Here is a 26630-nt window from a genome sequence, read left to right as displayed (position 1 = left end):
CCTCGTTCTTTTTATAGAATCAGTAAGCAACTATATATTATATTGAGCTGGTATTTGCTCGCCACTGAGTTTGAAGAACTATACACTTATGTGGATCTTCAAGATGTTTGTTATTGTTCATTCGTAACCTTTCCATGTGGAAGCTTCCAATGGAATAAAAAAGAGAGGATACGTAACGTGGCGGTTGCTACAAGCAAAGCATACAAGGCAAGATCATTTTTGTAAAACCCGATTGCAACAATGAAACCAGCAGCTGCAGCCCACACTGCGTAAATATCATCTTTAAAGATTAATGGTTTACGCCCCGCAAGAACATCTCGGATGACACCGCCTCCTGCTCCCGTCAAAACTGCTGCAACCATTACAGCTGCAATAGAAAGGTCCATCTTTACAGCGAGCATCGCTCCTTGAATCGCAAAGGCAGCTAAACCAATTGCATCGAAATAAGTGCCCCATCGATTCCAATGGCTAATGACAGATTTGGAGAAATAAAAAATTAACAAAATGGATAACGTTGCGACGCCGAAAAGGAAATTCTGATCCCATAACACAGATACGGGAACACCTATTACGACATTCCGTAATGCACCACCACCAAAAGCGGTGACCATCCCTAATATGTAAACACCAAAAATATCGTAATCTTCTTCTAACGCAACGAATGCTCCTGAAATCGCAAAAGCAACCGTACCAATAAAGCTAAATACTTCCCAAGCCAATGAATTCCCTCCCTAAACTAAAACCTCTCATAGTATATACGATTCCTACGTAATTTTCTAATGGCGATTCATTCTTGAACTATTTCCTCAGACTGATAAGATAATGAGGGGACTACACGTAGGAAAGAGGAAATCAATTATGTTAATTGAGCAATTTACTGAAGAAATCGAAGACCGAGCGGAGAAGACTGAAGAGAACATCCAAATCTATTTTAAAGCTGCCGAGAAAGTGGCTTTCCATAACCAACGTAAAGTGTTAGCGGCATTTAGAAAAAATCGCGTCAGTGACTTTCATTTAACGGGTTCGACCGGATACGGGTATGATGACGATGGACGGGATGTGCTGGAACAGGTGTATGCAGATGTCTTTGGCGCAGAGGCATGCCTTGTTCGAAATCAAATTATTTCTGGTACACATGCAATTTCATTAAGCCTATTCGGAGTACTTCGCCCAGGTGATGAATTGCTCTATATCACAGGCAAGCCTTATGACACATTAGACTCTATCGTGTCAGGGGGAGATGAAGATACAGGTTCTCTTTCCGATTATGGCATTACTTATCAACATGTACCATTGACTGAAAATGGTTCCGTTAATTTTGAAGAAGTGAAAAAAGCGATTCATGCAGCTACAAAAATGATTGGCATTCAACGATCAAAAGGCTATGCAGACCGTCCATCGTTCAGCATTGCTGAAATTAAGGAAATGATTGCTTTTGTGAAAGGAATTCGCGAAGATTTAATCATTTTCGTCGATAATTGTTATGGAGAATTTGTGGAGAAGCAGGAACCGGTTGAAGTAGGAGCCGATTTGATGGCTGGTTCACTGATAAAAAACCCTGGCGGAGGGCTTGCGAGAACTGGTGGTTATATTGCAGGTCGGGCAGACTTAGTGAAGAAATGTGCGTACCGGATGACTTCTCCTGGAATTGGTGCGGAAGCGGGGGCGTCACTTGATACTTTATTAGAAATGTATCAAGGTTTCTTCTTAGCACCTCATGTCGTGAGTCAGTCGGTGAAAGGTGCGTTATTTACAGCAGCTTTTCTAGAAAGTTATGGATTTGATACGACGCCACATGTCTCCAATCCGCGAACAGACCTCATTCAATCTGTCAATTTCGCAACCGCTGAACAAATGATCGCTTTTTGTAAAACGATTCAAGAAAACTCGCCGATCAATGCGCATTATTCGCCAGAACCTTCATACATGCCTGGCTATAGAGATGATGTCATTATGGCTGCTGGGACGTTTATACAAGGATCCAGCATCGAACTGACGGCTGATGGCCCGATTCGACCGCCTTATACAGCTTATATTCAAGGTGGTTTAACATATGAACATGTAAAAGCGGCAGTTATGTCTTCCATGCAAAAATTACTACTCGATCAGATGATTCAACCAAAATAATAGAAAAGAGGATGTCCACTGTCGGTAGCGACTCGGACATCCTCTTTTTATTAATGAATTTGACGATAGACGCCCACAACTTTTCCGAGTATGGAAACGTGATTGACGATGATTGGTTCCATCGATTCATTTTCAGGCTGTAAGCGGAAGTAATCCTTTTCTTTAAAAAACCGTTTGACTGTCGCTTCATCTTCTTCTGTCATAGCGACGACAATTTCACCATTCGTTGCAGTATGTTGCTGTTTTACAACAACGTAGTCTCCATTTAAGATCCCAGCTTCAATCATACTGTCTCCAACAATTTCAAGCATGAACAAATTATCATCAGAGGCACCATATGTATCAGGTAAAGGGAAATATTCTTCAATATTTTCAATCGCAGTGATGGGAAGACCGGCAGTAACTTTTCCGACAAGTGGAACATGTAGGACTCCGCCTTTCATCGAATCAAGTCCCTCAGGATCCAATATTTCAATTGCTCGCGGTTTTGTAGGGTCTCTACGAATATAGCCTTTGCTTTCCAATCTTGCTAAATGTCCATGGACAGTTGAACTAGAAGCTAATCCGACAGCCTCTCCGATCTCCCGCACGGAAGGAGGATATCCTTTCGATTTCACTTCATCTTTAATGAAATCCAAAATATCCTGTTGCCTTTTCGACATTTTTTTCATCTTTCCACCCCTCCATTTTTACGTAAAAAAGAATGTACTCTTGTACGAACAGAAATTCGTAACCAATGTTATTTCTTATCATAAGTATAACAGGTGTTCGGATGTTTAGCAAACAAAGGTTCGAAAGATTTGTTGACATGCGAAAAAACCTGTCCTATAATGGGAACAAGTATTCCGAACAAACATTCTTGGAGGGGTTAAATGTGACGCTAGTTAAAAAATACGGCTACATACTTTCAATTATCTTACTAAGTTCGACATTCACTTTATTCTTTGTTTTAAAAGAAACACAAGAGAGTACAATTGTTGAAGTAGAAGTTGTGCAAGGGGACACGCTATGGGGATTGGCACAAAAACATAGACCGAACGAAAAGCCAGACAAGTGGATTAAAGAAGTGATGAAATTAAATAATATGCATTCTACTTTGATAAAAAGCGGAGATACGCTAAAATTACCAGGAACGATACAGTCTACGGACGACAATCTAACGGAGTTGGCAGGTGAATAATGTTGACATCTCAATTGAAGACTTGTGTCCTTTATTGCAGAGTAAGTACTGAAAAAGATTCACAAGAAGCTTCATTGGCCAGACAAGAAGAGGAACTTCAACAACTTGCTAAGAAGATGAACCTACAAGTAGTCCATGTTTTTAAAGAAAAGCATAGTGGTTTTGATATGGATCGTGAAGGATTATTGGATTTACTAGACTGTATCCGAAATGAGGCTATCGATACGCTTTTAGTACAAGATGAAACAAGGCTTGGTAGGGGAAATGCAAGAGTTGCAATTTTACATCTTCTTATGAAAATGAATACGACTGTCATTACAAACCATGATAGCGGTCCAATGAAAATAAATGAGATGGATCACATGCTGCTTGAGATTTTAGCGATTGTTGAAGAATACCAACGAAAGCTTCATAACGCTAAAATACGTAGAGGCATGAAACGTGCTGTGCGTGATGGTTATCGGCCAGAAGATAATTTAAAAAACAAAGGGAATGTAGAAGGGCGAGAGCGAATTGACGTTCCTTTGACAGAAATTGTGTCCTTACGCAAGAAAGGACTCACTTTTGAAGAGATTGCTGGTGTATTACGAGGACTTGGCCACAACGTGAGCAAAGCGACTGTACATAGACGATATAAAGAATATGAAGTTGAGCAGGAAGGCTGATAAAATGCACTTCCTGCTTATTTTGATTACTAAACAATGAAGAGTGTTCTGCTTCTAAAAGTGTGCATAGTAGTGCTAAAATAAGAAACGGTGGAGAAAAATAAAGAACATGGTCATTGTTAACCTGCATTAGCTGTAGGTACACATAAGATAAAGGATAGGAGGAATTCAATGTTATCACCAGATAAGATTCAACGAATTAACGAGTTGTCCAAAAAGTCAAAAACAGTTGGATTGACATTGGAAGAAGCGAAAGAACAAACACAACTTCGGAAAGAATACTTGGAAACGTTTCGTACTTCAATGCGAGAAACAATCGAAAATGTGAAAGTAATTGATCCAGAAGGTAATGATGTTACACCTGAAAAAGTAAAAGAAGCCCGTAATCCTAAATATCTGCAGTGAGCAGATGACGATGACGGATTGTAATTCACTTCTAAATTGACTACACTATAGTAGGAAATAGAAACAGGCTTCTAACAAAAGATACAGTACGGGAAAGGATGTTTTTGAATGACCGAAACTATCGATCAACTTGCTATTAACACGATTCGTACACTCTCCATTGATGCAATCGAGAAAGCGAATTCTGGCCACCCAGGATTACCGATGGGTGCTGCTCCGATGGCTTACACGCTATGGACAAAACATATGCACCATAACCCTTCAAACCCGGATTGGTTCAACCGTGATCGCTTTGTCTTATCTGCAGGTCATGGTTCCATGTTGCTTTATAGCTTATTGCATTTAAGCGGATATGGATTGCCAATGGAGGAGTTGAAGAACTTCAGACAATGGGATTCCAAAACGCCTGGCCACCCTGAATATGGCCATACAGTAGGTGTAGAAGCGACGACCGGACCACTTGGGCAAGGTATTGGAATGGCTGTAGGAATGGCAATGGCAGAAAAACATCTGTCAGCTGTCTACAATCGACCTGGCTTCAACGTTGTTGACCATTACACATATGCACTATGTGGCGATGGTGATTTAATGGAAGGTGTAGCTGCTGAAGCAATTTCGTTAGCTGGTCACCTCCAACTGAATAAACTAATTGTCTTATATGACAGTAATGATATTTCGCTTGATGGCGATTTAGAAATGTCCTTCACTGAAAATATTAAAAAGCGCTTTGAATCTTACGACTGGAATTATATTCGTGTAGAAGATGGCAATGCTATCGACAGCGTCTCAAAAGCAATAGAAGCGGCCAAAGGAAATACAGGTGGCCCAACGTTAATTGAAGTGAAAACGGTTATTGGCTACGGTTCGCCGAACAAGTCAGGCAAAGCGGATGTTCATGGTGCGCCACTTGGTGAAGACGAAATGAAGCTTACAAAAGAATATTACAAGTGGACGTATGAGGAAGATTTTTCAGTTCCTGAAGGCGTTTATGAAACATTTAAACAAGCGACAGATGAATTAGGTGTTAAAAAAGAACAACAATGGAACGAGCTGTTTGCGCAATATGAAAGCGAACATGCGGATCTTGCAGAACAATTAAAAACAGCGATTTCCGGTGACATGCCTGCTTCGCTTTTAGAAGCAATGCCTGTGTATGAAGAAGGAACATCCCATGCGACACGTTCTGCTTCAGGAGATGCAATTAATGCAATTGCAAAAGTTGTTCTTTCATTCTTTGGTGGAAGTGCGGACTTGGCTGGCTCTAACAAGACAACGATTAAAGGCGCAGGCGACTTCTTGGCAAACGATTACAGCGGGCGTAATATTTGGTTCGGTGTACGCGAATTTGCAATGGGAACTGCACTAAACGGTATGGCGTTACACGGTGGTTTACATGTATTCGGCGGTACGTTCTTTGTATTTAGTGATTACGTGAGACCAGCAATTAGACTGTCTGCATTGATGGGCTTACCTGTAACGTATGTATTTACACATGATAGTGTTGCAGTAGGAGAAGATGGGCCAACACATGAACCGGTTGAGCACCTTTCTTCGTTACGATCTATGCCAGGGTTGACAGTTATTCGTCCAGCAGATGGAAATGAAACGTCAGCAGCTTGGCATCACGCAGTGACTTCGAAAAACCGTCCGACTGTTCTCGTGCTATCACGTCAAAACTTGGACATTCTCCCTGCGACAAAGGAGCAAGCTAAGGAAGGCGTCAAACGTGGAGCGTATACTGTTTCACCTGCAGAGAAAGCAGTAGCGGATGCAATTTTAATTGCAACTGGTTCTGAAGTGAATCTAGCGGTTGCAGCACAGCAACAATTACGTTCTGAAGGAATTGACGTTGCAGTCGTCTCAATGCCTTCATGGGACTTGTTTGAACAACAAGACAGTGCGTATAAGGAAGCTGTCCTTCCGAAAGCTGTTAAAAAACGGTTGTCCATTGAGATGGGAGCTTCTCTTGGATGGCACAAATACGTGGGTGATGAAGGCGATGTCCTAGCAATCGACACATTTGGTGCAAGTGCACCGGGTAATAAAGTCATTGCAGAGTACGGATTCACAGAAGAAAATGTTGTCGCAAAAGTAAAAGCTTTGTTCAACTAAATGTAGAGCACGTTGGTTACTTACGTTAACCAGCGTGCTTTTTACAATTGTAAATATTGTTATAAATGTTCCGACAATAATAGTGCTATTCTTTAGCGTAATCTGACAAACTTTTTACAAATCCTGCGTTACACTAAGTAAAAAAGGAGGGGACGGTCATGAGAACGTATGATATCTATAAAGTAAAGAAGAGATACCAATCATTCATTTTAGGAAGAGAAGGTCTTCTTTATGACTTGTTAAAAGATTATGCTCCAAAGGAACCTCTACAAGAAGTGCAATACTTGTGTGATGAAATCGAAGAAGCAGCGATTGACCAAGCGATCCTCAGGAATCTTGGTAAAAGCTTTACGACAGTTGAAAGTGACGATGGGGAATATCGACTATCGCATCCAATGAAAGGATCCATCCATATTTCTCTTACACCCTACTCCCTACAAGCGTATTGTAACGGTTCGAGAATGTTGGACTTGGATTTGTTCGTCGCATTATCAGGGACGGATGATCGATTCTTTGCTGTGATGGACGAGCATGGGGAATGGGGATGGCTCAAGCCAATTAAATACGAACAGCATGTCGGAAACGAGAAGGCATTGCTTTTTTAGAAGATTCAAGCTTTAATAAGAAAATTGTTGCCAGACATTGCTATGTACCACTCCTTTGTTGTATAATCCATCATGGTAGAGTAAACCTGATTTAGGGAAGTGAAGGAGGTAATAGCGGATGTTAAGCACGACTTGGGTAATCCTTATTGCAGTCGTCGCATTAATAGCTGGTGTGGCCCTCGGATTTTTCATCGCACGTCAATACATGATGAAATATTTGAAAGATAACCCGCCAATTAATGAGCAAATGTTACGTATGATGATGATGCAAATGGGACAAAAACCTTCACAAAAGAAGATTAACCAAATGATGGCACAAATGAACAAAATGCAAGATAAGCCGGATAAAAAGAAGTAATTGGACAAGTAGCAAAGGTTGAGTTAACGCAGTTTGTGAGCGTTACAACAAATGCTCACTAATTGTTCGTATACATTATTTCCTGTCACAATGGTGTACAGGTCAATCATTCTTCCGAAAATCACATTTTGTGCTTAGTCTTTCTTTATGCATACAAACTAACCACTTTTCCTGGTGAAGATAAACCGGAGAGGTGGTTTTTTGTTGGAATTTGAAGATGTTAGAAGACAATGGAATCGTAAACAGAATGACGATTTCAAATGGAATCGTTTATGTACACTAAGCAATAAAGCAAAAAAGACCTTTTTCCTTGCCGTTCATTGAAAAAGAGGTCTTTTTGCGTGTATTATGTCGAAGTAAATCCGAATTTGTGTAAAAATCGTGAAATTTCTAGTTCATATTCATCTGGATTCTCATTGAAAGATTTGGCATGAACGCCTTTTGGAAATAGTTTCATCATTTTGTTATCTTTTTTCAACGAGTATAATTCCTTCGTCATTTCAGGTAATATGAAATCATCCTCCAAACTATGGATGAATAACATCGGTTTTGAGATATTTCCGATCGCTTCTCGAGGGGATACTAAACTTGTCGTATAGCCATCCCTGATTCGTAAAAATAAGTTTGCTATTCGTAACGTCATTGAAGAACGTAGTGGGGTACTTGTTCGTAAAATGTGAAGAATCTGCTCAGTAAAATCGGAGAACGGGCAATCGACGATGTAAAAATCAGCTTCGTCTCCATACGTTCCACCATAAAGGATTGTCGTTGCGGCTCCCATAGATTCCCCGTGGATACCAAGCAATGCACGTTTACCGATTCTTTCTCGAATTGCTGCGACGACAGCATGCAAATCGATTTTTTCATAGAAGCCGAAGCTTGTCGTCTTTCCTCCTGAGTCCCCATGTCGCCTATGGTCATATACAACCGAGTTAAAGCCTAGTCTTTCAAACAACCGTGCATACTTAATGGAGTTAATTTTGTTTTCCGTTACACCATGGCATATGATTACAGTTCTAGTCGTTTCAAGCGGCTGTAAAAAGACGGCACGTAACGGATAACCATTTGGCGAATCGACCCAAAAATCTTCTTTACGGACGGTTTCATACCAATGTTCATCAAAGCGTTTTGCACCAATTTCTCTTTTGAGAATAACATCTGGATCTTTAATTTTCATAAACATGAGGCGGCTCGTTGCAATGAATGCAATGATTGTCAATAGTGCCGTATAAATGCTTCCAATGATTCCAGTAATATATAGGAAGCGGCGTTTCAATCCACTTCAACTCCTTTGACATTTCTTGTTCTTGTACAATTTGTACATTCCTGTTTCAATTGGTTGTGAAACATGTTTTTCAATACACTCCACTGCTTCACAAATTTTCTCAATGTCTACACCCGTTTGGATGCCTAATCTGTCCAACATATTAACAACGTCTTCAGTTGCTACATTTCCGGTTGCTCCAGGTGCAAATGGACAACCGCCGAGTCCGCCGGCTGAAGTATCGAATCGGTCAATTCCAGCTTGCAATGCAGCAAAAATATTTGCTAAAGCCATTTTTCGTGTGTCATGGAAGTGAGCGGTCAGCAATGTAGTGGGGAATTGCTCTTTGAGTGTAGTAAACAAAGTATAGCTCTCAAGTGGATTGGCCATGCCGATTGTATCTGCTACGCTCAGCTCATCAACACCCATTTTGACAAATTGCTCACATACTGCCAACACATCATCCTGTTTCATTTTTCCTTCGTATGGACAATAGAAAGCAGTTGAAATGCATGCCCTTACAAAAATTTGTTCACGCTTTAATTTAGCAATGACCGGTTCCAAAGAATCCATACTTTCTTTCGTCGAGCGATTAATATTTTTTTTGTTAAATGAATTACTGACACCTACAAACACTGCAATACTGTCTACATGAGCCTCTCTTGCTAAGTTTGCCCCTTTTTCGTTCGGTGCTAATACGAATTGACGACCTATCTTCCTCGTTTTCGCTACAATTTGAGCGGCATCTGCCATTTGTGGCACCCATTTCGGGGATACAAAGGATGTGATCTCCATTTCTTTAATGCCTGCCTCTTGCAGTAAATGGATAAATTCAATTTTATCATTCTCAGCTACAAGATTATGATTGTTTTGCAATCCATCTCGAGGTCCTACCTCGATAATTGTCACGGACTTTGGTAAAATAAACATGTCATCCCCTCCTACTACTATTGTACTGAAGGGGAGAGATAAAGGGAAACAATGTAGAAAGTATTGGTAGAGTAAGAATGAAAAAAGATTATAAGGGGGAGAGTTAAATGTCAAACGAAGTGGTAATTGTAAGCGCTGTACGAACAGCGATCGGTTCGTTTTTAGGCTCATTAAAAAATGTATCAGCAGTCGAGTTAGGGAGTATAGTGATTAAAGAAGCGCTGAACCGTGCCGGTGTGCAAGGTGAAGATGTTGATGAAGTGATCATGGGGAACGTTTTACAAGCTGGGCTCGGACAAAATCCAGCTCGTCAATCAGCCATTCAAGCAGGATTACCGGAAACAGTTCCGGCAATGACCATTAATAAAGTATGTGGGTCTGGCCTCAAAGCAGTTCATTTAGCTCGTCAAGCAATCCTAGCAGGTGATGCGGATATTATCGTTGCTGGCGGTATGGAGAATATGAGCCAAGCACCCTTTTTAATGCAACATGCTCGTGAAGGATTTAAGATGGGGGACCAAAAGATTGTTGACAGTATGATTTCCGATGGATTGTGGTGTGCATTTAATGATTATCATATGGGGATTACAGCTGAGAATCTTTGTGACCGATATTCTTTAACACGAGAAGAGCAGGATGCGTTTGCCGCTCAATCACAACAGAAAGCTGCAGCGGCGATTGGAAATGGCATTTTAAAAGAGGAAATCGTACCCGTTGAAATTCCCCAACGTAAAGGCGAACCAATCATTTTTGATACAGATGAATATGTAAAAGGAAATACGACAACCGAAAAATTAGGTAAACTACGTCCTGCCTTTAAAAAAGATGGCAGTGTAACAGCCGGGAATGCTTCGGGTATTAATGACGGTGCTGCTGCGTTCGTAATCATGTCAAAAAGCAAAGCGGATGAATTAGGGCTACAACCACTTGCTGTCATTGCAGCAAATGCAAATGCAGGGGTCGATCCGTCTGTTATGGGCATTGGACCGGTACAAGCTGTCAAAAATGTCTTAGTAAAAGCGAACTTGTCGCTTCAAGAGATTGATTTAATTGAAGCAAATGAAGCTTTTGCTGCACAGTCACTTGCTGTCGATAAGGAATTACAGTTCGATCAATCTAAGTTGAACGTAAACGGCGGAGCAATTGCATTAGGTCATCCAATAGGTGCAAGTGGAGCAAGAATTTTGGTGACATTGATTCATGAGATGCATCGCCGAAATGCAAAAACTGGATTAGCAACATTATGCATAGGTGGAGGGCAAGGTGTTGCGACAATCGTCCGACAACCTTAAAGAAAGAGGATAACGATATGGCGAAACGAAAAACAACTCCAAAAGTCAAAGCACGACCACATGAGTCAGACCAAGCAACTCTGATGGATGCTCTTGATGAGACATTGGTAAAGCGGTTAAAAGCTACGAAAAAAGAACTCGTAGCTGAACAAGAAGCGAAAGAACTTGAGCTACAAGCACAGCGAACGAGAGAACGCAAGGAACGGGAAAAGAACAAAAGCTTTGCTGAATTATTGGATGAGTATGGCGATAGTGGATCTAAATATTAAATGGCTACATCAATCGGATGGGGAAACCTATCCGATTTTTTGCGCGTATTTTCCTTTTCCGCATATACTATAAAACCTCCTTGTATTGGTACTTTTTTTAGTGTATAGACCAAGATGATCTGCACATCCTACTCATGAAAAAAATGATAAGGAGTGTAGGATTTATGAAAAAATTACTGATGTTGCCACTTACATTGTTCATGCTTTTCAGTTTAGCTGCTTGTGGTGGGGGAACGGACAATGACAATACGAATGACGGAAACACAACAGATACAACAGACAATATGGACGGCAATATGGATGACCAAAACGGTACAGATGAGTCTGCCGTAGAAAACGGTGACTCTGTCGCTTCAGACAAAAAAATTGAAGTTGCTGATGATGCAGCGGATAAGATTTCAGAGTTGGACGAAGTGGATACGGCTAATGTATTAGTGACGAATGAAAATGCTTATATTGGTGTCGTTCTTAAAGAAGGTACAACAGATAATGAGGCATTAGAGGGGAAAATTGCAGATGCCGCCCGCAGTGCCAATGCAGAGTTTAAAAACGTCTATATTTCTTTTAATCCAGATTATGCGAAACAATTGACCGACTATGGTGATCGTGTCCGAGCAGGTGATCCTGTTGAAGGGTTCTTTGATGAATTTACAGACAGCATTGAAAGAATGTTCCCGGATGCAAAATAGTGTTCCCCACATTATTTAATAAATGATGTGGTTTATAAATAGATGGAATGGGGTATATAAGATTATGTATCCCCATTCTCTTTATTTGTGACAAAGTTATGACATTTAGTTAACAAAGTGAAAATGAACCAAAATACGACATTTTTTTCACGAAACAACGAGTAAGATAGGGAAAGGTGAAAAAAAGCGTAAGATTTGTGATAAAAAATTTGATGGAGGAATAGGTAAAGATGAAATTGGTTAGCAAACAGTTGTTGTCCCTACAAATTTATATTAAGCGGTCCAAGATGATTAAAAAAGCACAAGATCAAGGATTCACACATCCAGAGACAATCGCATATAGCCAACAACTAGACACTTTACTAAATCGATATCAAAATATAGCATGAAAAAAGACATACCTGTTATGGTATGTCTTTTTTCATGCTTTTCGATGTTGTTTGTTTTAAGCAAGTTTGGCTAATTCGTTATTCAGTTGAAGTATCCATCCAAACGGATCTTCTTCATTGCCTGTCTGGATATTTGTCAGCGTATTAAACAGTTGTCGAGCTAATGGACCTGTTTCATTGTGATTGACGACCATTTTATAACCATCCCAATTCAGCTCGCCGACTGGTGATATGACAGCTGCCGTACCGGTACCAAACACTTCTTCCAATGTGCCGTTATCATACGCATCTCGTATTTCATCCATGGAAATTTGCCTTTCAGCAACTGGGATGTTCCAATGGCGGAGAAGGTGTAAAATCGACTTTCGCGTAATGCCTTCCAGAATACTTCCGTTAATCGCAGGTGTTACGACTTCACCGTTGATCTTAAAGAAAATGTTCATGCTACCGACTTCTTCAACATATTTCTTCTCAACGCCATCTAACCATAGTACTTGAGCGTAGCCTTTTTGATCGGCAACTTCTTGCGCTTTCAAACCAGCTGCATAATTTCCAGCTGTTTTTGCTCCGCCTGTTCCCCCTTTAACGGCTCTGACAAATTCATTTTCAACTAAGATTTTTACAGGATGTATCCCTTCTTTATAGTAAGAGCCCACTGGAGATAGGATAATGTAGAACTGGTATTTCTTAGCGGGGGAAACACCAAGGAAAGCTTCGTTTGCAATGACGAATGGCCGGATATACAAAGAGGTTCCTTCTACTGTTGGAATCCAATCTTTCTCAATTTGGATAAGTTGTGTTAATGCATTCAATGCCAAGTCTTCATCAATTCGAGGCATACATAAACGATCCAACGACAGATTCATGCGTTTCATGTTCTCTTCCGGACGGAATAAACGGACAGTCCCATTTGGGGATTTGTACGCTTTTAAACCTTCAAATACTGTTTGACCATAGTGGAAAACGATTGAAGCTGGATCTAGGGAAACGGGAGCATACGGCACGATGCGATGGCTATGCCAGCCTTTTCCTTCGTCATAGTCAGCGACAAACATATGATCAGTGAAATTTCTACCAAAGATGAGGGTTTCAGGATTCGGTTTTTCTTTTCGGTTGTCTGTAAGTTTAATCTGGATGGGTAAGCTTTTCATACTGATCAAATCTCCTTAGTTAATAATCGGTATAACGATATTATCGAATAGAATAATTATACTGCTTTTTTAGAAAAAAGAAAGACATAAAATTATTTTATTATTATTACCATTTTGAAAACGTTTACATGGATAGCGTTTGTTTGTGAAACGTATGCCTTGTACAATAGATGAAAACAATAGGAATTAGGTGTTTAAATTGAAGGAAGTTTTAGTTATCGGTGGCGGTATTTTAGGCGCATCTGCTGCTTATCATTTAGCAAGAGCTGGTGTGGACGTACGTATAATTGATCGAGAGGATGAAGGTCAAGCAACTGATGCAGCGGCAGGAATCATTTGTCCTTGGTTATCCCAACGAAGAAATAAAGCATGGTATACACTTGCAAAAGCTGGAGCTGCTTATTATGGAGAGTTGATTGCACAATTGACTGAAGATGGTGAAACTGAAACGGGCTACCGAAAAGTTGGGGCATTGAGTATACATACGGATACGGATAAGCTGGAAAAAATGGAAAAACGAGCACGAGATCGCAAGGTTGCAGCGCCCGAAATTGGAGCGATTCACCAATTGACAAAAGAGGAGACAAATCAGTTGTTCCCACCGTTGGCAAACACATTTGCATCTGTTCATGTGGAAGGTGCAGCGCGTGTGGATGGACGAGCACTGCGACTTGCATTGTTAAAAGGCGCGCAGAAACACGGCGCGCACTTTGTTAAAGGACATGCAGACGTAATACTGAAAGACGGAAAGGCAGTTGGAGTACTTGTAAATGGTGATCGTCTTGAAGCTTCAACAATTATTGTTGCGACAGGTGCTTGGGCTTCAACTTTTTTAGCACCTTTAGGCTTCAATCTCCAAGTGACAAGCCAAAAGGCACAAATTGCTCATGTGAGGCTAGAACAAACTGATACGAACAATTGGCCAGTTGTTATGCCACCGAACAATCAATACATGCTCACCTTTGAAGGAGGTAAGATAGTCGTCGGTTCGACCCATGAAGAAGCAATCGATTTTTCAGTTCGTCCGACAATTTCAGGGATGCATGAAATAATGGATAAAGCGCTGGCGATTGCACCTGGAATTGGAGATGCGTTTTTCGAGGAAGTTCGTGTAGGCTACAGACCCTTCACGCCAGGCTTCCTACCCGTTATCGGATATGTACCGAAGCACGATAATATCTTATTTGCCAATGGGTTAGGTGCTTCAGGTTTAACGGTTGGCCCTTTTCTCGGCAAACAGTTAAGTCAAATCGTCTTAGGTGAAGAGTTGGCTATCGATTTAGCGGATTATCGTGTAGAGGAGACGTTCGGTGTGGACGTGTAAATAATATACTTGCTTTTCTTGTAACAAAAGTTTATACTACAAACAAATGTTTAAAGGGTGATGGCATTGAATGAAAAAGAGCTTGCTGTGCTCGATCTAATTCGTAAAAATCCATATGTATCACAACAAGAGATGGCTGATATCCTTCAAATTCCGCGTCCGACTATCGCCAATATCATTTCTTCTTTGACAAGAAAAGGTAAAATTTTCGGAAGGGCTTATGTGCTTGCGGATGAAAAAGAAGTGATTTGCATCGGGGGGGCGAATATTGACCGTAAATTCCATTTAGACGGACAGACACAACTTGGGACATCCAACCCTGCTTCTATGACCGTGTCAGTCGGAGGGGTTGCTCGGAATGTTGCAGAAAACCTAGGTCGTCTCGATCATCGAGTTCGTTTATTATCTGTAGCGGGTAATGATAATGATTGGGAAAAGATTATGCAAGAGTGTGGAAATTTTATGGATGTAACAGATGTTGGCCTACTCTATGGTCATTCTACCGGTTCCTATTCTGCTGTCATCGATCCTGAAGGCGAACTTGTTATTGCGATGGCAAATATGGCCGTTTACGACCAACTAACACCCGAGTATATAGAAAGCAAAATGAAGTTATTTGCGAATGCTTCGATGCTCGTCATTGACTTGAATTGTCCCAAAGACACAGTAAAAGCAGTGAAAAACATTGCACAGATGAATCAGATTCCATTGACAATCGTACCTGTATCTTCGCCAAAGATGAATCGTATGCCCGAAGATTTAACAGGTGTAACTTGGTTCATTTGCAATAAAGATGAAGCTGAAGCGTATACAGGCTTAACGATCCAAAGTGATACTGATTGGCGGAACGTTGTCATTAAGTTGCTTGAATACGGTGCAGAAAATGTAGTCGTAACACGCGGTTCATCAGGAGTTATGGCAGGGTCAATAAATGACGAGCCGGTTTATTACAAAGCGTTTGAAAGCAGTCAGATAGAAGATGTGACTGGAGCAGGAGATGCATTTGTATCTGGTCTCATTCATGGCTATTTGACTGAATCTACTTTAGAAGAAAGTGTACAAATGGGTTTAATAAATGCATCAAAAACACTTGAATGCCCAACTACCGTTAGACCCGACTTAACTAAACAGCAGTTACTAACAGACTTGGAGGAGTATAAATGAAAAACTATCTATCTTATTCAGCAGAAGTACAAGAAGCTATGGCGACAGGGAAGCCGATTGTTGCATTGGAATCGACGATTATTTCACACGGTATGCCTTACCCGCAAAATGTAAAGACTGCAAGGGAAGTAGAGCAAATCATCCGTGACAACGGTGCAGTACCTGCAACGATTGCCCTCATTGATGGTGAGATTAAAATCGGTTTGTCAGATGACGAATTAGAGATGTTCGGGAATAGTCAAGGGGTTGCCAAAGCTTCGAGAAGAGACTTAGGTTATTTGCTCGCGACGAAACAACTAGGAGCAACAACAGTTGCGGCTACAATGATTTGTGCTGACTTAGCTGGTATCCGTATTTTTGTGACGGGCGGAATCGGTGGTGTCCACCGTGGGGCAGAAACAACAATGGATATTTCAGCGGATTTGGAAGAGTTAGCACAAACGGATGTCGCTGTCATTTGTGCAGGTGCTAAATCTATTCTCGATATCGGCTTAACTTTGGAATATTTAGAAACAAAAGGTGTTCCAGTCGTTGGATATGGCACGGACGTACTACCTGCTTTCTATACGCGCGAGAGTGAGTTCGGCGTCAATTTTAAAGCGGATAATCCTGAAACGATTGCTGAGATGCTTCGTGTGAAGTGGGACCTAGGTCTTCGTGGTGGAGCTGTTATTGCAAACCCGATTCCTGAGAAGGATGCATTGCAAAAAGAATTTATTGATGCAATTATTCAAAATGCATTAAAAGAAGCAAACGAACTAAAAATCGCAGGAAAAGATGTTACGCCATTCATGTTAGGAAAAGTAAAAGAGATGACAGAAGGCAAAAGTTTGGATGCTAATATTGCGCTCGTCAAACATAATGCTGTCATTGGCGCACAAATTGCAGTTGCGTTTACGAACTAAATACGAAAGATAAAAGCGGAGTGAAGTTAGATTCACTCCGCTTTATAAATATCGACTGTTAACTTGTATTCATCATCCTTACAACGAGGTCGTCAGTCGTTGTTTCTTTGTTGGGCTCGAGCCTCTCCGCCTTTGCGGCCGATTTCTTCATAGAAGTTTTTATCGTGGTTTTTGGCAGTTGCTTCGCCGCCTTTGCGACCAATTTTTTCGTAAAAACCACTATCATGCTTTCTTGCAGTCGCTTCGCCACCTTTACGACCAATATTTTCATAAAAGGTGCGATCATGCTTTTTGGCTGTTGCTTGACCTCCTTTGCGACCTGCTTCAGCTAAAGACATTTTTTTACGTTCGTTCGTGTTTGATGTATTAACCATAACAAGTAATCTCCTTTCTATATAAATAAAATTGTTTCATTCTTTCTATATCCACTCGAATCCATTTATAAACAGTTATTTACGTAAATTAATTGCCTTGAAATAGATGTCATCGGTTTGAAATATAAAGGATAAAGAAGTGGATGACTAAGAAAATTCCGTCACTATTTTTATTTTGAAAAAAATGTTGTAACCTGTCGAAACCGTGATATAATGAGTACCTAATCAACTCAATATACTCATATAATCGCAAGGATATGGCTTGCAAGTATCTACCGACCTACCGTAAACAGGTTGACTATGAGAAGCAAAGAAAGTGGAATACTTGCCATAGCAAGTGATTCTTCACTTCATCATTCGTTGTTTTAATCCTGAATGACATTGCTCCGCTCATAATTGACTGGATGCAAGTTGTTGAGGATTTTTTATTTTTGTTTTTAATGTATGAAAACAGAGGAGGAGTAACAGTGAAGGAATTACATGAAAAAATTATACAAGATGGAAAAGTTTTATCAAATGATGTGTTAAAAGTGGATGCTTTCTTAAATCATCAAATAGATCCCCCGTTAATGCAGGCAATCGGAGAGGAATTTGCTGCACGGTTTAAAGAAGATGGTATTACAAAAATCCTTACAATTGAATCTTCAGGAATTGCTCCTGCAATGATGACGGGTTTGATAATAGGAACTCCGGTTGTTTTTGCTAGAAAAAAGAAGTCCCTTACAATGAGTGATCATCTGTTTACATCCAGTGTTCATTCCTTTACAAAAAAGGAGACAAATGAAATATCAGTTTCAAAGGATTTCCTTCAAAAAGGTGACAAAGTATTGTTAATGGATGACTTTCTTGCGAACGGACAAGCAGTGTTAGGTCTTCTAGATATAATAGAACAAGCTGAAGCAGAGTTAGTCGGTGTAGGGATTGTCATAGAAAAAGGGTTCCAGCCAGGTGGCGCAATGATTCGTGAAAAAGGAATTCGTGTTGAGTCTCTAGCAATTATCCAATCACTAGAAGATGGGAAAGTGACATTTGCTAACGGAGAGTCTAACGAATGAAAACCGTCGTCTTAGGTTTCCAACACTTACTTGCAATGTATGCTGGAGCTGTTTTAGTCCCTTTAATCGTCGGGCAGGCAATTGGTTTAACTCCAACGCAGTTAACATATCTCGTATCAATTGACATTTTAATGTGTGGGGTTGCAACAATTTTACAAATCATGCGTAATCGATTTTTCGGTATTGGTTTACCGGTAGTTCTCGGTTGTACGTTTACAGCGGTAGGGCCAATGATTTCCATTGGTGATAAGTTTGGGATATCTGCCATTTATGGTGCAGTTATTGCATCAGGGGTAATCATCGTTATAATCAGTACATTTTTTGGAAAGCTCATTAAGTTCTTTCCACCTGTCGTTACAGGTTCTGTCGTGACAATCATTGGGATTACATTAATACCGGTCGCATTGACAAATATGGGTGGCGGTCAAGGCGCAGCAGATTTTGGGTCTAACACAAATATTTTGCTAGGATTCGGCACGCTGTTCTGTATTATCTTGTTGTACAGGTTTTCAGAAGGGTTTATTCGCTCGATTTCAATCTTGCTAGGCATGGCAGCAGGAACAATCACTGCAATCGTGTTAGGTGTCGTCGATTTTAGTGCTGTGCATGAAGCTTCTACGCTTCATATGGTTACACCATTCTATCTAGGTACACCGACATTTCATTTTTATCCAATATTGACGATGACACTGGTGGCAATGGTATCGCTCGTCGAATCGACAGGTGTGTATTTTGCCTTAGGAGATATTTGTGATAAAGACATTAAAAAGAAGGACTTGGAGAGAGGCTACCGCTCTGAAGGGCTTGCATCTTTCATCGGTGGGCTATTTAATGCATTTCCCTATACGACATTTTCTCAAAACGTTGGACTTACTCAAATGTCTGGTGTGAAATCACGTAAAGTTATTTTAGTAACTGCAATTATGTTAATCGCACTTGGATTCATGCCGAAAGTTGCGGCATTAGCGACAGTCATTCCTACTTCAGTTCTCGGTGGAGCGATGGTAGCGATGTTTGGAATGGTTGTAGCGCAAGGGATTAAAATGTTGAGTAAAGTAGTCGTGGAATCTCAAGAAAACGCAATGATTATTGCTTGTTCTGTCGGTTTAGGATTAGGTGTTTCCGTTGTACCAGATATTTTTGCAAATTTACCTGTAAACTTTCAAATTCTAACGAGTAATGGAATTGTTGCAGGAAGCTTAACGGCAATTGCATTGAATATTATTTTTAATATGCTGCCTTCTAAGAAACGGAAAGAAGCGGTACAATTAACAGAGCAAGAAGTGTAAGTCATTCGTTCAACTTTTTATAGAACGTATAAAACCGAGTGATGCCATGTACCAAGGCATCACTCGGTTTCTTAATTAGTTCTCTTTTATGAACTGCTTGTACATTATTTACTATCATCAGTCTCTGAATCAGTATCTGTTTCAGTATCCGTTCCAGTGTCAGTGTCCGTTTCTGAGTCAGTACCATCTTCCATATCTAAATTAACATCAGTGTCTGAACCATCATCTACTTCGCCATCTGCTGGTGGTGTATTTACATCTACATCCGTATCATCTTCGCCATCTCCACAAGCTGCAAGTAATCCGACAGATAGAAATGCTGCTGCTCCAAGTTTCAACCATTTTTTATCCTCTGTAAGTAATTTCATTAAAATCTCCTCCAAAATTTGTAATTTTTATTCTTGCTTAGTAGTTAGATACCCTTTAAGCGATACTCTAATCATTACAATTTTGTTACGAAGAGATTGCATGTCAGTTCAAACGATGCTGATCATACTGATGAACTTTTAGTAAAGATTCAATGGATTTGTAAGTGTACGGGTCAATTTCCTTGTCATTGGCGTTTATGGAATCAAGCAATTGTTCAGTTGTACTTGCACCAATTACTGTAGAAGCAACAATCGGTTGTGCTAAGTTAAACTTGATGGCTGCTGTGTGTATATCATCGGTTAAGGAATGGATAGCGGTAACCGTTTCTTTTAAAGCTTCTAGCTCGTACGCTCCAAAACCTTTTGTTTCGTTTAGGCGCTGAAGTCCTTCGGTAGTCAATAATCCTTTTGCAAGTGTGCCACGTGTAAGAAGGGAAGCACCGTAGTTTGCTATAAGTGAAAAGTATTCTTCTGGACGCCGATCAAGCATACTGTATTGCATCATGACAGCGACTGCAGAGCTATCGGATAAGAAACGCTGAATGACCGTTGGACGAATGGAAGAAATCCCGTATTGTCTGATGATCCCTTCCTTTTTCAACGTTTCAAAAGCGTCAATTGTTTCATCGACCTCATCTTCCATTGTCCCACCATGCAATTGATACAAATCAATGTAATCCGTTCCTAAACGCAAGAGGCTGTCTTTTACTGCTTCCATAATGTAAGACTTTGAAGGATCCCACCGCCAACCTTCCTCACCGGGGATTCTTCGATTTCCTACTTTTGTCGAAAGAATAATCTCGTCCCTTCGACCTTTTAATGCTGTGCCGACAACCGACTCGTTTCTACCATTACTATATAAATCGGCAGTGTCGAAAAAATTAATACCGGCATGAATTGCAGCATCAATGATATTTTTTCCTTCTTGCTCATCATGAGGAAGCGACATGCACCCTAAGCTTAACTCGGACACATAGATTCCGCTTTTTCCTAATTCTCTTTTCTTCATATGAACACCTCCGCTTTTGATTAATATGCAGTGAGGCCTGATCAAGCGCCCTCCGCTTTTGTTACATCCAGCTGCGGGCGCTAGCCCCTCGGGTCATAAGTCAGCTTCGCTGCACGGCAAAGAACGCCGTTTCGCGAATCCGTCTTATGCCTGTCGGGGCTGAACAAGCGCCCTTCGCTTTTGTTACATGGTACAATGTGTTTGTTAGAAGTAAAAGATTCTTGCTTGTTTTGGAGGGGTTGTAATGGATAGATTTGAGGAGAAGACGTTAACGTCAACTACTTTATATGAAGGGAAGGTGATTTCTCTTCGTGTTGAAGAAGTGGAGTTGCCGGATGGGAAATGGGCGAAGAGAGAGCTTGTCGATCATCCAGGGGCAGTTGCCATTCTTCCGATAACGAATGACGGTAAAATTGTGTTTGTAGAGCAGTATCGGAAAGCACTAAATCGTTCACTCGTTGAAATACCTGCTGGCAAAATAGAGCCTGGGGAATCGAAGGAGATTACGGCAATACGTGAGTTGGAAGAAGAGACAGGGTATCGATCTGACCAGTTCACCTATTTACAGTCATTTGCCACATCTCCCGGTTTTGCAAATGAAATCATTCATCTATATATTGCGCGAGGGTTGGAGAAGGTTGAAAAACCTGCCGAGGGAGATGAGGATGAATTTATTCATTTGATCGAATGTACAATAGAAGAAGCAGAACAAATGCTAGTTGATGAGCGTATTTACGACGCCAAAACGGCATTTGCTGTACTTTTCGCAAAAAATCTTTTAAAACAGTGAACTATTTTAGAACGGACAAGCATACGTTGTATAAACGATGCGGAGGTGAAGCCTATGGTCCGTTCTTTATCTTTTATTCATCTATTTATCATACTAGCAGTTGGATATATCGGTGGAGCATTATTGTTTCGTGAAGTACCGGTAACAGCATCAGAGAAACTAATTGGATTTTTTGATCCTCGAGTTGTAGCGTTAGCAGATGGAGCTTTGGCAAGACCTCTATTTACGTTAGTAGGATTTCTACTAGTCGTCTTTCTTTTGTCCATGAATGCAAAGTCGGGCTACGTTGTTTTATTGATCGGGGCGATGAAATGTGTGTTGTTCGGTTTGTCTTCCTCTTATTTACTTGCCTCTGGTATGAAACTGGTCACTTATACAATTTGGTGGTTTCCATTCCAGATGCTTATTTGTATGCTGTTTTTGCTCTATTGTATTGTATTAAGCCCGCCTTATTTTCAACGGATTGCTAAGAAACAGCGAAATGTACAAGCAATTCCGGTCATTGTCGGTGTCTATTTAGTCATTATACTTATAGAGATGACAATCTATCATTTCTTTGTACGCTAAGTGACATACACGTCAAATGTTTCCTTTCTGTTGTCACATTGATGACCCTTTTGCTATAATGTCTGTAGTGTGTTGAGGGGGGGCGTCATATGGAGAGCCGGATTGAACGGATTAAGAAGCAACTGCACGGGGCCAGCTATAAGTTGACGCCTCAGCGTGAAGCTACGGTCATGGTTCTACTTGAAAACGAAGAAGATCATTTAAGTGCTGAAGATGTGTTTTTACTCGTTAAAGAGAAAGCGCCTGAAATCGGACTTGCGACAGTGTATCGTACGTTAGAATTATTAACAGAGCTGAAAATTGTAGATAAAATCAATTTTGGCGATGGCGTTTCACGTTACGATCTTCGTCAGGAAGGTGCATCGCGTTTTCATCATCACCTCATTTGTATAGAGTGTGGGAAGGTTGCGGAAATACAAGAAGACCTTCTTGGTGATGTCGAAAAAATTGTCGAAAGTCGCTATGGCTTCAATATTAAAGATCACTGGTTAACTTTTCATGGGATTTGTCAAAGTTGCAAAACCAGTGGGAATGACAACAAAAAGTGAAGTGAGGGATGGCCTGTTGCTGTCCCTTTTGTCATTTGTACATGAAAGGGTGGAAAGGTATGCTGACCAATACCTGCTTGCTATGAAGGATGGGAGATACGCTTTAGAGGATTATATTCATTTTCTTAAAGTAGAACGTCAACTAACTGAAAATACAATCACTTCTTACAAGAGAGATTTAACAGACTATATGGATTCATTGGAAAGAAACGGTGTCACTTCAATCGATAGTATTGACCGCCCAAGTATCATACTCTTTTTACAACATTTAAAAGATGCAGGGAAATCTTCAAGAACTATTGCTCGTCATATTTCTTCCATCCGTTCTTTTCATCAATTTCTATTGAGAGAAAAAGTGGCAACAGAAGATCCGACAGTACATTTAGAGATGCCAAAACTCGATCAAAAGCTACCAAATATGCTGTCTGTCTCTGAAATAGACAAGCTGATTTCCATGCCGGACACAAGTAAACCACAAGGGAAAAGAGACCTTGCTTTGTTGGAGATGTTATATGGTACAGGAATGCGTGTTAGTGAATTAATTGATTTGAACCTTGAAGATATTCATCTATCAATGGGGTTTGTACGTGTGTTCGGTAAAGGACGGAAAGAGCGGATTGTCCCACTTGGCGGGAGTGCGATCAAAGCGTGTACAATATATGTAAATGAAGTTCGACCCCAATTGATCGCTAAAGCTAAAAATTCGGATGCTTATTTCGTAAATATGCGAGGAACGAGATTGACAAGACAAGGATGCTGGAAAATCCTTAAAGGACATGCTGCAAAAGCGGGTATACAACAAGGACTGACGCCGCATATATTGCGTCATTCATTTGCGACACACCTCATTGAAAATGGGGCAGACATACGAGCTGTACAAGAGATGCTTGGGCATGCAGATATCTCAACAACGCAAATTTATACACACGTAAGCAAGACGAGACTAAAAGATGTGTATGTGAAATTTCATCCTCGCGCATGATTGTGTAGAGGTCATTGAAAAAATCAGGAGGTATTTAAAATGGAAAAAAAACAATTCAACCGTGTTCATTTAATTGTACTAGATTCTGTAGGTATCGGCGAAGCTCCTGATGCCCATTTGTTTGGGGATAAAGGTGCAGATACGCTCGGCCACATTGCTGAAAAAATGGATGGGTTACATATGCCGAACGCAGGTCGTTTAGGGCTATCAAACATAAAAGAAGTAAAAGGGATTAACATTGAAACGAATCCGATAGGCTTATATGGCAAAATGCAAGAAGCTTCTGTTGGCAAAGACACGATGACTGGCCACTGGGAGATGATGGGTCTTAACATTGACAAACCGTTTAAAGTTTACCCAGATGGATTTCCTCAGTCGTTAGTGGAGGAGTTAGAAAACCGAACGGGACGAAAAGTTATTGGCAATAAACCGGCGAGTGGGACTGCTATTATTGACGAACTCGGTGAAGAGCATATGAAAACGGGAGCAATTATTGTCTATACGTCCGCTGACCCTGTTCTTCAAATTGCAGCACACGAAGACATTATTCCCATCGAAGAACAATACCGGATTTGTGAGATTGCTCGCGAAATCACATTACAACCTGAATACTTAGTCGGTCGAATCATAGCTCGACCATTCGTTGGTGAACCTGGCAACTTTACAAGAACGACGAATCGACATGATTATGCCCTTAAACCTTTTGAAAGAACCGTCATGAATGAATTGAAGGATGACGGTAAAGATGTCATTGCCGTTGGTAAAATTGCAGATATTTTTAATGGTGAAGGTGTGACATCGGCAGTGAGAACAGTGAGTAATATGGACGGGGTCGACAAACTACTTGATGTGATGAAGCAACAATTTAACGGGGTGAGTTTTACAAATCTCGTGGACTTCGATGCATTATTTGGACACCGTCGAGACCCAATCGGATATGGAGTTGCCTTACAAGAATTTGACGCTAGATTACCGGAAATAATGGAAGCGTTGCAAGAGGACGACTTACTCATTATTACTGCAGATCATGGAAATGACCCGACGCACGAAGGTACGGATCATACAAGAGAATTCGTTCCGCTACTCATTTATTCTCCTTTGTTCAAAGAAGGTGGGGAATTACCATTGCGCAAAACGTTTGCTGATATTGGAGCAACGATTGCTGACAATTTTGATGTGAAAAAACCTGCATATGGCGAAAGCTTCTTACATTTATTACAAGAGAAGGTGTGATTGCTTTGTTTAGAATGGTAGATATTATCGAGAAAAAGCGGGATGGCGAAGAGCTGTCCAAAGAAGAAATTGCATTCTTTATCGATGGATACACGAACGAGACAATCCCTGATTATCAAGTAAGTGCGTTACTAATGGCCATCTATTTCAATGGCATGACAGCAGAAGAACAAGGTCATTTAACATTAGCGATGGTGCAATCCGGTGACCAAATAGATCTCTCAGCAATTAATGGGATTAAAGTGGACAAACACTCTACGGGTGGTGTAGGAGATACAACAACACTCATTTTAGCGCCACTCGTTGCTGCGTGTGGTGTACCTGTCGCAAAGATGAGCGGAAGGGGCCTAGGGCATACTGGAGGTACGCTCGACAAACTAGAAGCAATTGAAGGTTTCCACATTGAGTTGACAGAAGATCAGTTCGTTAAACAAGTAAACGAGTTAAAGCTTGCGGTTATCGGACAAAGTGGCAATCTGACACCAGCGGATAAGAAATTGTACGCATTACGCGATGTAACAGCGACAGTGAATAGTATCCCGTTAATTGCCAGCTCCATCATGAGTAAGAAAATTGCTGCAGGCGCGAATGCAATTGTCCTCGATGTGAAGACAGGGGATGGAGCATTCATGAAGACGATTGAAGACGCAGAAGCATTAGCAAACTCCATGGTAGCAATTGGTGAACAAGTAGGCCGCCATACAATGGCAGTCATTTCGGATATGAGTCAACCCCTAGGTTATGCGATCGGTAACGCCTTAGAAGTAAAAGAGGCAATTGATACATTAAAAGGTGAAGGGCCTGAAGATTTAACAGAACTTTGCTATGTGCTAGGGAGTAAGATGATTGTTGCTGGTGGCAAAGCCGAGTCTGAGGAAGAAGCACGTCAGATGCTTGAAGCGGTCATACAAGATGGGTCTGCACTCGAATTATTCGGTCGTATGATTGAGGAGCAAGGCGGTGACAGCAAAATCATCCATGATCCTTCGCTATTAGCTCAAGCGGACTTTCAAATTGAAGTACCTGCACTGAAGTCAGGCACGATTTCCCAAATGGATGCGGATGATATTGGTGTAGCTGCGATGATGCTTGGTGCTGGAAGAGCGACGAAAGAGGATACAATTGACTTGGCAGTAGGTATTGTGCTGACTAAGAAAATAGGTGATGCTGTTGTCGAAGGTGAACCGTTAGCAATCATCCATTCAAACAATGAAAATGTAGAGAAAACGATTAGCATGTTACAAAATCATATTCATATTACTGAGGAAGTTCAAACTAAACCTGCATTAATCATAAAAGCAATCGGATAATTATCCAGTATTCATCGTGCAAACGCCTAGTTCCTAAACTTATAGGAGCTAGGCGTTTTTTGAGTGCAAGCACTTAAGTAACAATCTAAATGCACTTAGTAGTTTTGCCAACTAATGAGAATGTTTTATCCTTTCATGTGTAAACGGTCCTTAAAATGGATAAGCTGATAGCGATACAAAAATCATGTCGAAAATGCGTAGTTTTAAGAATTGGATGACTAGTTATGTCGACTAGAAGGATTTTGCTGATTACATGTTGAATGTTCCGCAAGAAGG

Annotated in this window: 30 protein-coding genes and 1 riboswitch; of the genes, 22 read left to right on the top strand and 8 right to left on the bottom strand. The window is 40.7% G+C overall.

Annotated elements, in window-relative coordinates; translation table 11 throughout:
• Positions 1–110: 110 nt before the first annotated feature.
• Positions 111–719, bottom strand: coding sequence for a trimeric intracellular cation channel family protein (locus tag QT711_RS00795; RefSeq protein ID WP_317941586.1), 609 nt, complete (start codon positions 717–719; stop codon positions 111–113).
• A gap of 139 nt (positions 720–858) precedes the next feature.
• Between QT711_RS00795 and QT711_RS00790 the strand changes: the two genes are divergently transcribed.
• Positions 859–2127 (top strand): methionine gamma-lyase family protein, encoded by a 1269-nt coding sequence (locus QT711_RS00790; protein ID WP_317941585.1) that lies wholly within the window; start codon positions 859–861, stop codon positions 2125–2127.
• 50 nt (positions 2128–2177) lie between these two features.
• On the opposite strand, the gene lexA is transcribed toward QT711_RS00790, so the two are convergent.
• A complete protein-coding gene (lexA, locus tag QT711_RS00785; RefSeq protein ID WP_317941584.1) occupies positions 2178–2798 on the bottom strand; it encodes a transcriptional repressor LexA in 621 nt (206 codons plus the stop codon).
• Positions 2799–3001: 203 nt separating this feature from the next.
• On the opposite strand from lexA, the gene yneA reads away from it, so the two are divergent.
• From yneA to QT711_RS00755, 6 genes are all read left to right on the top strand, one after another.
• Positions 3002–3307 carry a cell division suppressor protein YneA gene (gene yneA, locus QT711_RS00780; protein WP_317941583.1) on the top strand — a complete coding sequence of 102 codons (306 nt, stop codon included), beginning with the start codon at positions 3002–3004 and terminating at the stop codon, positions 3305–3307.
• On the top strand, positions 3307–3972 hold the full coding sequence (locus QT711_RS00775) for a YneB family resolvase-like protein (protein WP_317941582.1): 666 nt from the start codon (positions 3307–3309) through the stop codon (positions 3970–3972). The genes yneA and QT711_RS00775 overlap by 1 nt, the downstream gene beginning before the upstream one ends.
• A gap of 171 nt (positions 3973–4143) precedes the next feature.
• The gene (locus QT711_RS00770; RefSeq protein WP_317941581.1) at positions 4144–4377 is read left to right on the top strand and encodes a DUF896 domain-containing protein; all 234 of its coding nucleotides are present in this window, start codon (positions 4144–4146) and stop codon (positions 4375–4377) included.
• A 108-nt stretch (positions 4378–4485) separates the two neighbouring features.
• Complete coding sequence (tkt, locus tag QT711_RS00765) at positions 4486–6489, top strand: transketolase (RefSeq protein ID WP_317941580.1); 2004 nt, start codon at positions 4486–4488, stop codon at positions 6487–6489.
• Positions 6490–6647: 158 nt separating this feature from the next.
• Positions 6648–7094 (top strand): sporulation inhibitor of replication protein SirA, encoded by a 447-nt coding sequence (gene sirA / locus QT711_RS00760; RefSeq protein WP_317941579.1) that lies wholly within the window; start codon positions 6648–6650, stop codon positions 7092–7094.
• 118 nt (positions 7095–7212) lie between these two features.
• Positions 7213–7452: a YneF family protein gene (locus tag QT711_RS00755; protein ID WP_317941578.1), complete on the top strand. Its 240-nt coding sequence runs from the start codon at positions 7213–7215 to the stop codon at positions 7450–7452.
• A 346-nt stretch (positions 7453–7798) separates the two neighbouring features.
• Here QT711_RS00755 and QT711_RS00750 read toward each other — a convergent pair whose 3' ends face one another.
• Positions 7799–8728 carry an alpha/beta hydrolase gene (locus QT711_RS00750; protein WP_317941577.1) on the bottom strand — a complete coding sequence of 310 codons (930 nt, stop codon included), beginning with the start codon at positions 8726–8728 and terminating at the stop codon, positions 7799–7801.
• A 6-nt stretch (positions 8729–8734) separates the two neighbouring features.
• Positions 8735–9646 carry a hydroxymethylglutaryl-CoA lyase gene (locus tag QT711_RS00745; protein ID WP_317941576.1) on the bottom strand — a complete coding sequence of 304 codons (912 nt, stop codon included), beginning with the start codon at positions 9644–9646 and terminating at the stop codon, positions 8735–8737.
• A gap of 107 nt (positions 9647–9753) precedes the next feature.
• Here QT711_RS00745 and QT711_RS00740 point away from each other — a divergent pair, with 107 nt between their 5' ends.
• From QT711_RS00740 to QT711_RS00725, 4 genes are all read left to right on the top strand, one after another.
• Positions 9754–10938, top strand: coding sequence for an acetyl-CoA C-acetyltransferase (locus QT711_RS00740; protein WP_317941575.1), 1185 nt, complete (start codon positions 9754–9756; stop codon positions 10936–10938).
• A 17-nt stretch (positions 10939–10955) separates the two neighbouring features.
• Entirely contained in the window at positions 10956–11207 is a 252-nt protein-coding gene (locus QT711_RS00735) for a YqkE family protein (protein ID WP_317941574.1), read from the top strand.
• Positions 11208–11371: 164 nt separating this feature from the next.
• Entirely contained in the window at positions 11372–11896 is a 525-nt protein-coding gene (locus QT711_RS00730) for a YhcN/YlaJ family sporulation lipoprotein (RefSeq protein WP_317941573.1), read from the top strand.
• Between the two features lie 230 nt (positions 11897–12126).
• Entirely contained in the window at positions 12127–12285 is a 159-nt protein-coding gene (locus tag QT711_RS00725) for an aspartyl-phosphate phosphatase Spo0E family protein (RefSeq protein ID WP_317941572.1), read from the top strand.
• Positions 12286–12341: 56 nt separating this feature from the next.
• Here QT711_RS00725 and QT711_RS00720 read toward each other — a convergent pair whose 3' ends face one another.
• The gene (locus QT711_RS00720) at positions 12342–13436 is read right to left on the bottom strand and encodes a branched-chain amino acid aminotransferase (protein WP_317941571.1); all 1095 of its coding nucleotides are present in this window, start codon (positions 13434–13436) and stop codon (positions 12342–12344) included.
• Positions 13437–13635: 199 nt separating this feature from the next.
• Between QT711_RS00720 and QT711_RS00715 the strand changes: the two genes are divergently transcribed.
• The 3 genes from QT711_RS00715 to QT711_RS00705 all read left to right on the top strand — a co-directional run bounded on the left by QT711_RS00715 (position 13636) and on the right by QT711_RS00705 (position 16829).
• Positions 13636–14760, top strand: coding sequence for an NAD(P)/FAD-dependent oxidoreductase (locus QT711_RS00715; protein ID WP_317941570.1), 1125 nt, complete (start codon positions 13636–13638; stop codon positions 14758–14760).
• Between the two features lie 66 nt (positions 14761–14826).
• Positions 14827–15924: a carbohydrate kinase gene (locus QT711_RS00710; RefSeq protein ID WP_317941569.1), complete on the top strand. Its 1098-nt coding sequence runs from the start codon at positions 14827–14829 to the stop codon at positions 15922–15924.
• Positions 15921–16829, top strand: coding sequence for a pseudouridine-5'-phosphate glycosidase (locus QT711_RS00705; protein WP_317941568.1), 909 nt, complete (start codon positions 15921–15923; stop codon positions 16827–16829). Before QT711_RS00710 ends, QT711_RS00705 begins: the two co-directional genes overlap by 4 nt.
• A 92-nt stretch (positions 16830–16921) precedes the next feature.
• On the opposite strand, the gene QT711_RS00700 is transcribed toward QT711_RS00705, so the two are convergent.
• The gene (locus tag QT711_RS00700) at positions 16922–17203 is read right to left on the bottom strand and encodes a general stress protein (RefSeq protein ID WP_317941567.1); all 282 of its coding nucleotides are present in this window, start codon (positions 17201–17203) and stop codon (positions 16922–16924) included.
• Positions 17204–17422: 219 nt separating this feature from the next.
• Positions 17423–17524: riboswitch (purine riboswitch) on the top strand.
• A 146-nt stretch (positions 17525–17670) separates the two neighbouring features.
• On the opposite strand from QT711_RS00700, the gene QT711_RS00695 reads away from it, so the two are divergent.
• Positions 17671–18258 (top strand): xanthine phosphoribosyltransferase, encoded by a 588-nt coding sequence (locus QT711_RS00695; protein ID WP_317941566.1) that lies wholly within the window; start codon positions 17671–17673, stop codon positions 18256–18258.
• Positions 18255–19547, top strand: a complete 1293-nt coding sequence (locus QT711_RS00690) for a nucleobase:cation symporter-2 family protein (protein WP_317941565.1) — start codon at positions 18255–18257, stop codon at positions 19545–19547. The genes QT711_RS00695 and QT711_RS00690 overlap by 4 nt, the downstream gene beginning before the upstream one ends.
• 104 nt (positions 19548–19651) lie before the next feature.
• Here the strand turns inward: QT711_RS00690 and QT711_RS00685 are convergent, their stop codons facing one another.
• The gene (locus QT711_RS00685) at positions 19652–19915 is read right to left on the bottom strand and encodes a hypothetical protein (RefSeq protein WP_317941564.1); all 264 of its coding nucleotides are present in this window, start codon (positions 19913–19915) and stop codon (positions 19652–19654) included.
• A 103-nt stretch (positions 19916–20018) separates the two neighbouring features.
• Positions 20019–20924 carry an aldo/keto reductase gene (locus QT711_RS00680; protein ID WP_317941563.1) on the bottom strand — a complete coding sequence of 302 codons (906 nt, stop codon included), beginning with the start codon at positions 20922–20924 and terminating at the stop codon, positions 20019–20021.
• A 244-nt stretch (positions 20925–21168) separates the two neighbouring features.
• Between QT711_RS00680 and QT711_RS00675 the strand changes: the two genes are divergently transcribed.
• The 6 genes from QT711_RS00675 to QT711_RS00650 all read left to right on the top strand — a co-directional run bounded on the left by QT711_RS00675 (position 21169) and on the right by QT711_RS00650 (position 26354).
• Positions 21169–21714 carry an NUDIX hydrolase gene (locus tag QT711_RS00675; RefSeq protein ID WP_317941562.1) on the top strand — a complete coding sequence of 182 codons (546 nt, stop codon included), beginning with the start codon at positions 21169–21171 and terminating at the stop codon, positions 21712–21714.
• A gap of 54 nt (positions 21715–21768) precedes the next feature.
• Positions 21769–22281 (top strand): hypothetical protein, encoded by a 513-nt coding sequence (locus QT711_RS00670; protein WP_317941561.1) that lies wholly within the window; start codon positions 21769–21771, stop codon positions 22279–22281.
• 89 nt (positions 22282–22370) lie between these two features.
• Positions 22371–22829 (top strand): ferric iron uptake transcriptional regulator, encoded by a 459-nt coding sequence (gene fur / locus QT711_RS00665; protein ID WP_317941560.1) that lies wholly within the window; start codon positions 22371–22373, stop codon positions 22827–22829.
• An 82-nt stretch (positions 22830–22911) separates the two neighbouring features.
• Positions 22912–23811, top strand: a complete 900-nt coding sequence (gene xerD / locus QT711_RS00660; RefSeq protein ID WP_317941935.1) for a site-specific tyrosine recombinase XerD — start codon at positions 22912–22914, stop codon at positions 23809–23811.
• A 39-nt stretch (positions 23812–23850) separates the two neighbouring features.
• Complete coding sequence (deoB, locus tag QT711_RS00655) at positions 23851–25044, top strand: phosphopentomutase (RefSeq protein ID WP_317941559.1); 1194 nt, start codon at positions 23851–23853, stop codon at positions 25042–25044.
• A gap of 14 nt (positions 25045–25058) precedes the next feature.
• Complete coding sequence (locus QT711_RS00650) at positions 25059–26354, top strand: pyrimidine-nucleoside phosphorylase (RefSeq protein WP_317941934.1); 1296 nt, start codon at positions 25059–25061, stop codon at positions 26352–26354.
• Positions 26355–26630 lie beyond the last annotated feature (276 nt).

The sequence above is a fragment of the Sporosarcina saromensis genome (assembly GCF_033253735.1).
Lineage (GTDB): Bacteria > Bacillota > Bacilli > Bacillales_A > Planococcaceae > Sporosarcina > Sporosarcina saromensis.
This window is presented reverse-complemented; position numbering and strand designations above follow the sequence as displayed.

Excerpts from the sequence above, each read along its gene's own strand:
- QT711_RS00790 (WP_317941585.1), top strand. The coding sequence starts at position 859 with ATGTTAATTGAGCAATTTACTGAAGAAATCGAAGACCGAGCGGAGAAG.
- lexA (WP_317941584.1), bottom strand. The coding sequence starts at position 2,798 with ATGAAAAAAATGTCGAAAAGGCAACAGGATATTTTGGATTTCATTAAA.
- QT711_RS00775 (WP_317941582.1), top strand. The coding sequence starts at position 3,307 with ATGTTGACATCTCAATTGAAGACTTGTGTCCTTTATTGCAGAGTAAGT.
- QT711_RS00770 (WP_317941581.1), top strand. The coding sequence starts at position 4,144 with ATGTTATCACCAGATAAGATTCAACGAATTAACGAGTTGTCCAAAAAG.
- tkt (WP_317941580.1), top strand. The coding sequence starts at position 4,486 with ATGACCGAAACTATCGATCAACTTGCTATTAACACGATTCGTACACTC.
- sirA (WP_317941579.1), top strand. The coding sequence starts at position 6,648 with ATGAGAACGTATGATATCTATAAAGTAAAGAAGAGATACCAATCATTC.
- QT711_RS00755 (WP_317941578.1), top strand. The coding sequence starts at position 7,213 with ATGTTAAGCACGACTTGGGTAATCCTTATTGCAGTCGTCGCATTAATA.
- QT711_RS00745 (WP_317941576.1), bottom strand. The coding sequence starts at position 9,646 with ATGTTTATTTTACCAAAGTCCGTGACAATTATCGAGGTAGGACCTCGA.
- QT711_RS00740 (WP_317941575.1), top strand. The coding sequence starts at position 9,754 with ATGTCAAACGAAGTGGTAATTGTAAGCGCTGTACGAACAGCGATCGGT.
- QT711_RS00735 (WP_317941574.1), top strand. The coding sequence starts at position 10,956 with ATGGCGAAACGAAAAACAACTCCAAAAGTCAAAGCACGACCACATGAG.
- QT711_RS00730 (WP_317941573.1), top strand. The coding sequence starts at position 11,372 with ATGAAAAAATTACTGATGTTGCCACTTACATTGTTCATGCTTTTCAGT.
- QT711_RS00725 (WP_317941572.1), top strand. The coding sequence starts at position 12,127 with ATGAAATTGGTTAGCAAACAGTTGTTGTCCCTACAAATTTATATTAAG.
- QT711_RS00720 (WP_317941571.1), bottom strand. The coding sequence starts at position 13,436 with ATGAAAAGCTTACCCATCCAGATTAAACTTACAGACAACCGAAAAGAA.
- QT711_RS00705 (WP_317941568.1), top strand. The coding sequence starts at position 15,921 with ATGAAAAACTATCTATCTTATTCAGCAGAAGTACAAGAAGCTATGGCG.
- QT711_RS00700 (WP_317941567.1), bottom strand. The coding sequence starts at position 17,203 with ATGGTTAATACATCAAACACGAACGAACGTAAAAAAATGTCTTTAGCT.
- QT711_RS00690 (WP_317941565.1), top strand. The coding sequence starts at position 18,255 with ATGAAAACCGTCGTCTTAGGTTTCCAACACTTACTTGCAATGTATGCT.
- QT711_RS00685 (WP_317941564.1), bottom strand. The coding sequence starts at position 19,915 with ATGAAATTACTTACAGAGGATAAAAAATGGTTGAAACTTGGAGCAGCA.
- QT711_RS00680 (WP_317941563.1), bottom strand. The coding sequence starts at position 20,924 with ATGAAGAAAAGAGAATTAGGAAAAAGCGGAATCTATGTGTCCGAGTTA.
- QT711_RS00675 (WP_317941562.1), top strand. The coding sequence starts at position 21,169 with ATGGATAGATTTGAGGAGAAGACGTTAACGTCAACTACTTTATATGAA.
- QT711_RS00670 (WP_317941561.1), top strand. The coding sequence starts at position 21,769 with ATGGTCCGTTCTTTATCTTTTATTCATCTATTTATCATACTAGCAGTT.
- fur (WP_317941560.1), top strand. The coding sequence starts at position 22,371 with ATGGAGAGCCGGATTGAACGGATTAAGAAGCAACTGCACGGGGCCAGC.
- xerD (WP_317941935.1), top strand. The coding sequence starts at position 22,912 with ATGAAGGATGGGAGATACGCTTTAGAGGATTATATTCATTTTCTTAAA.
- deoB (WP_317941559.1), top strand. The coding sequence starts at position 23,851 with ATGGAAAAAAAACAATTCAACCGTGTTCATTTAATTGTACTAGATTCT.
- QT711_RS00650 (WP_317941934.1), top strand. The coding sequence starts at position 25,059 with ATGGTAGATATTATCGAGAAAAAGCGGGATGGCGAAGAGCTGTCCAAA.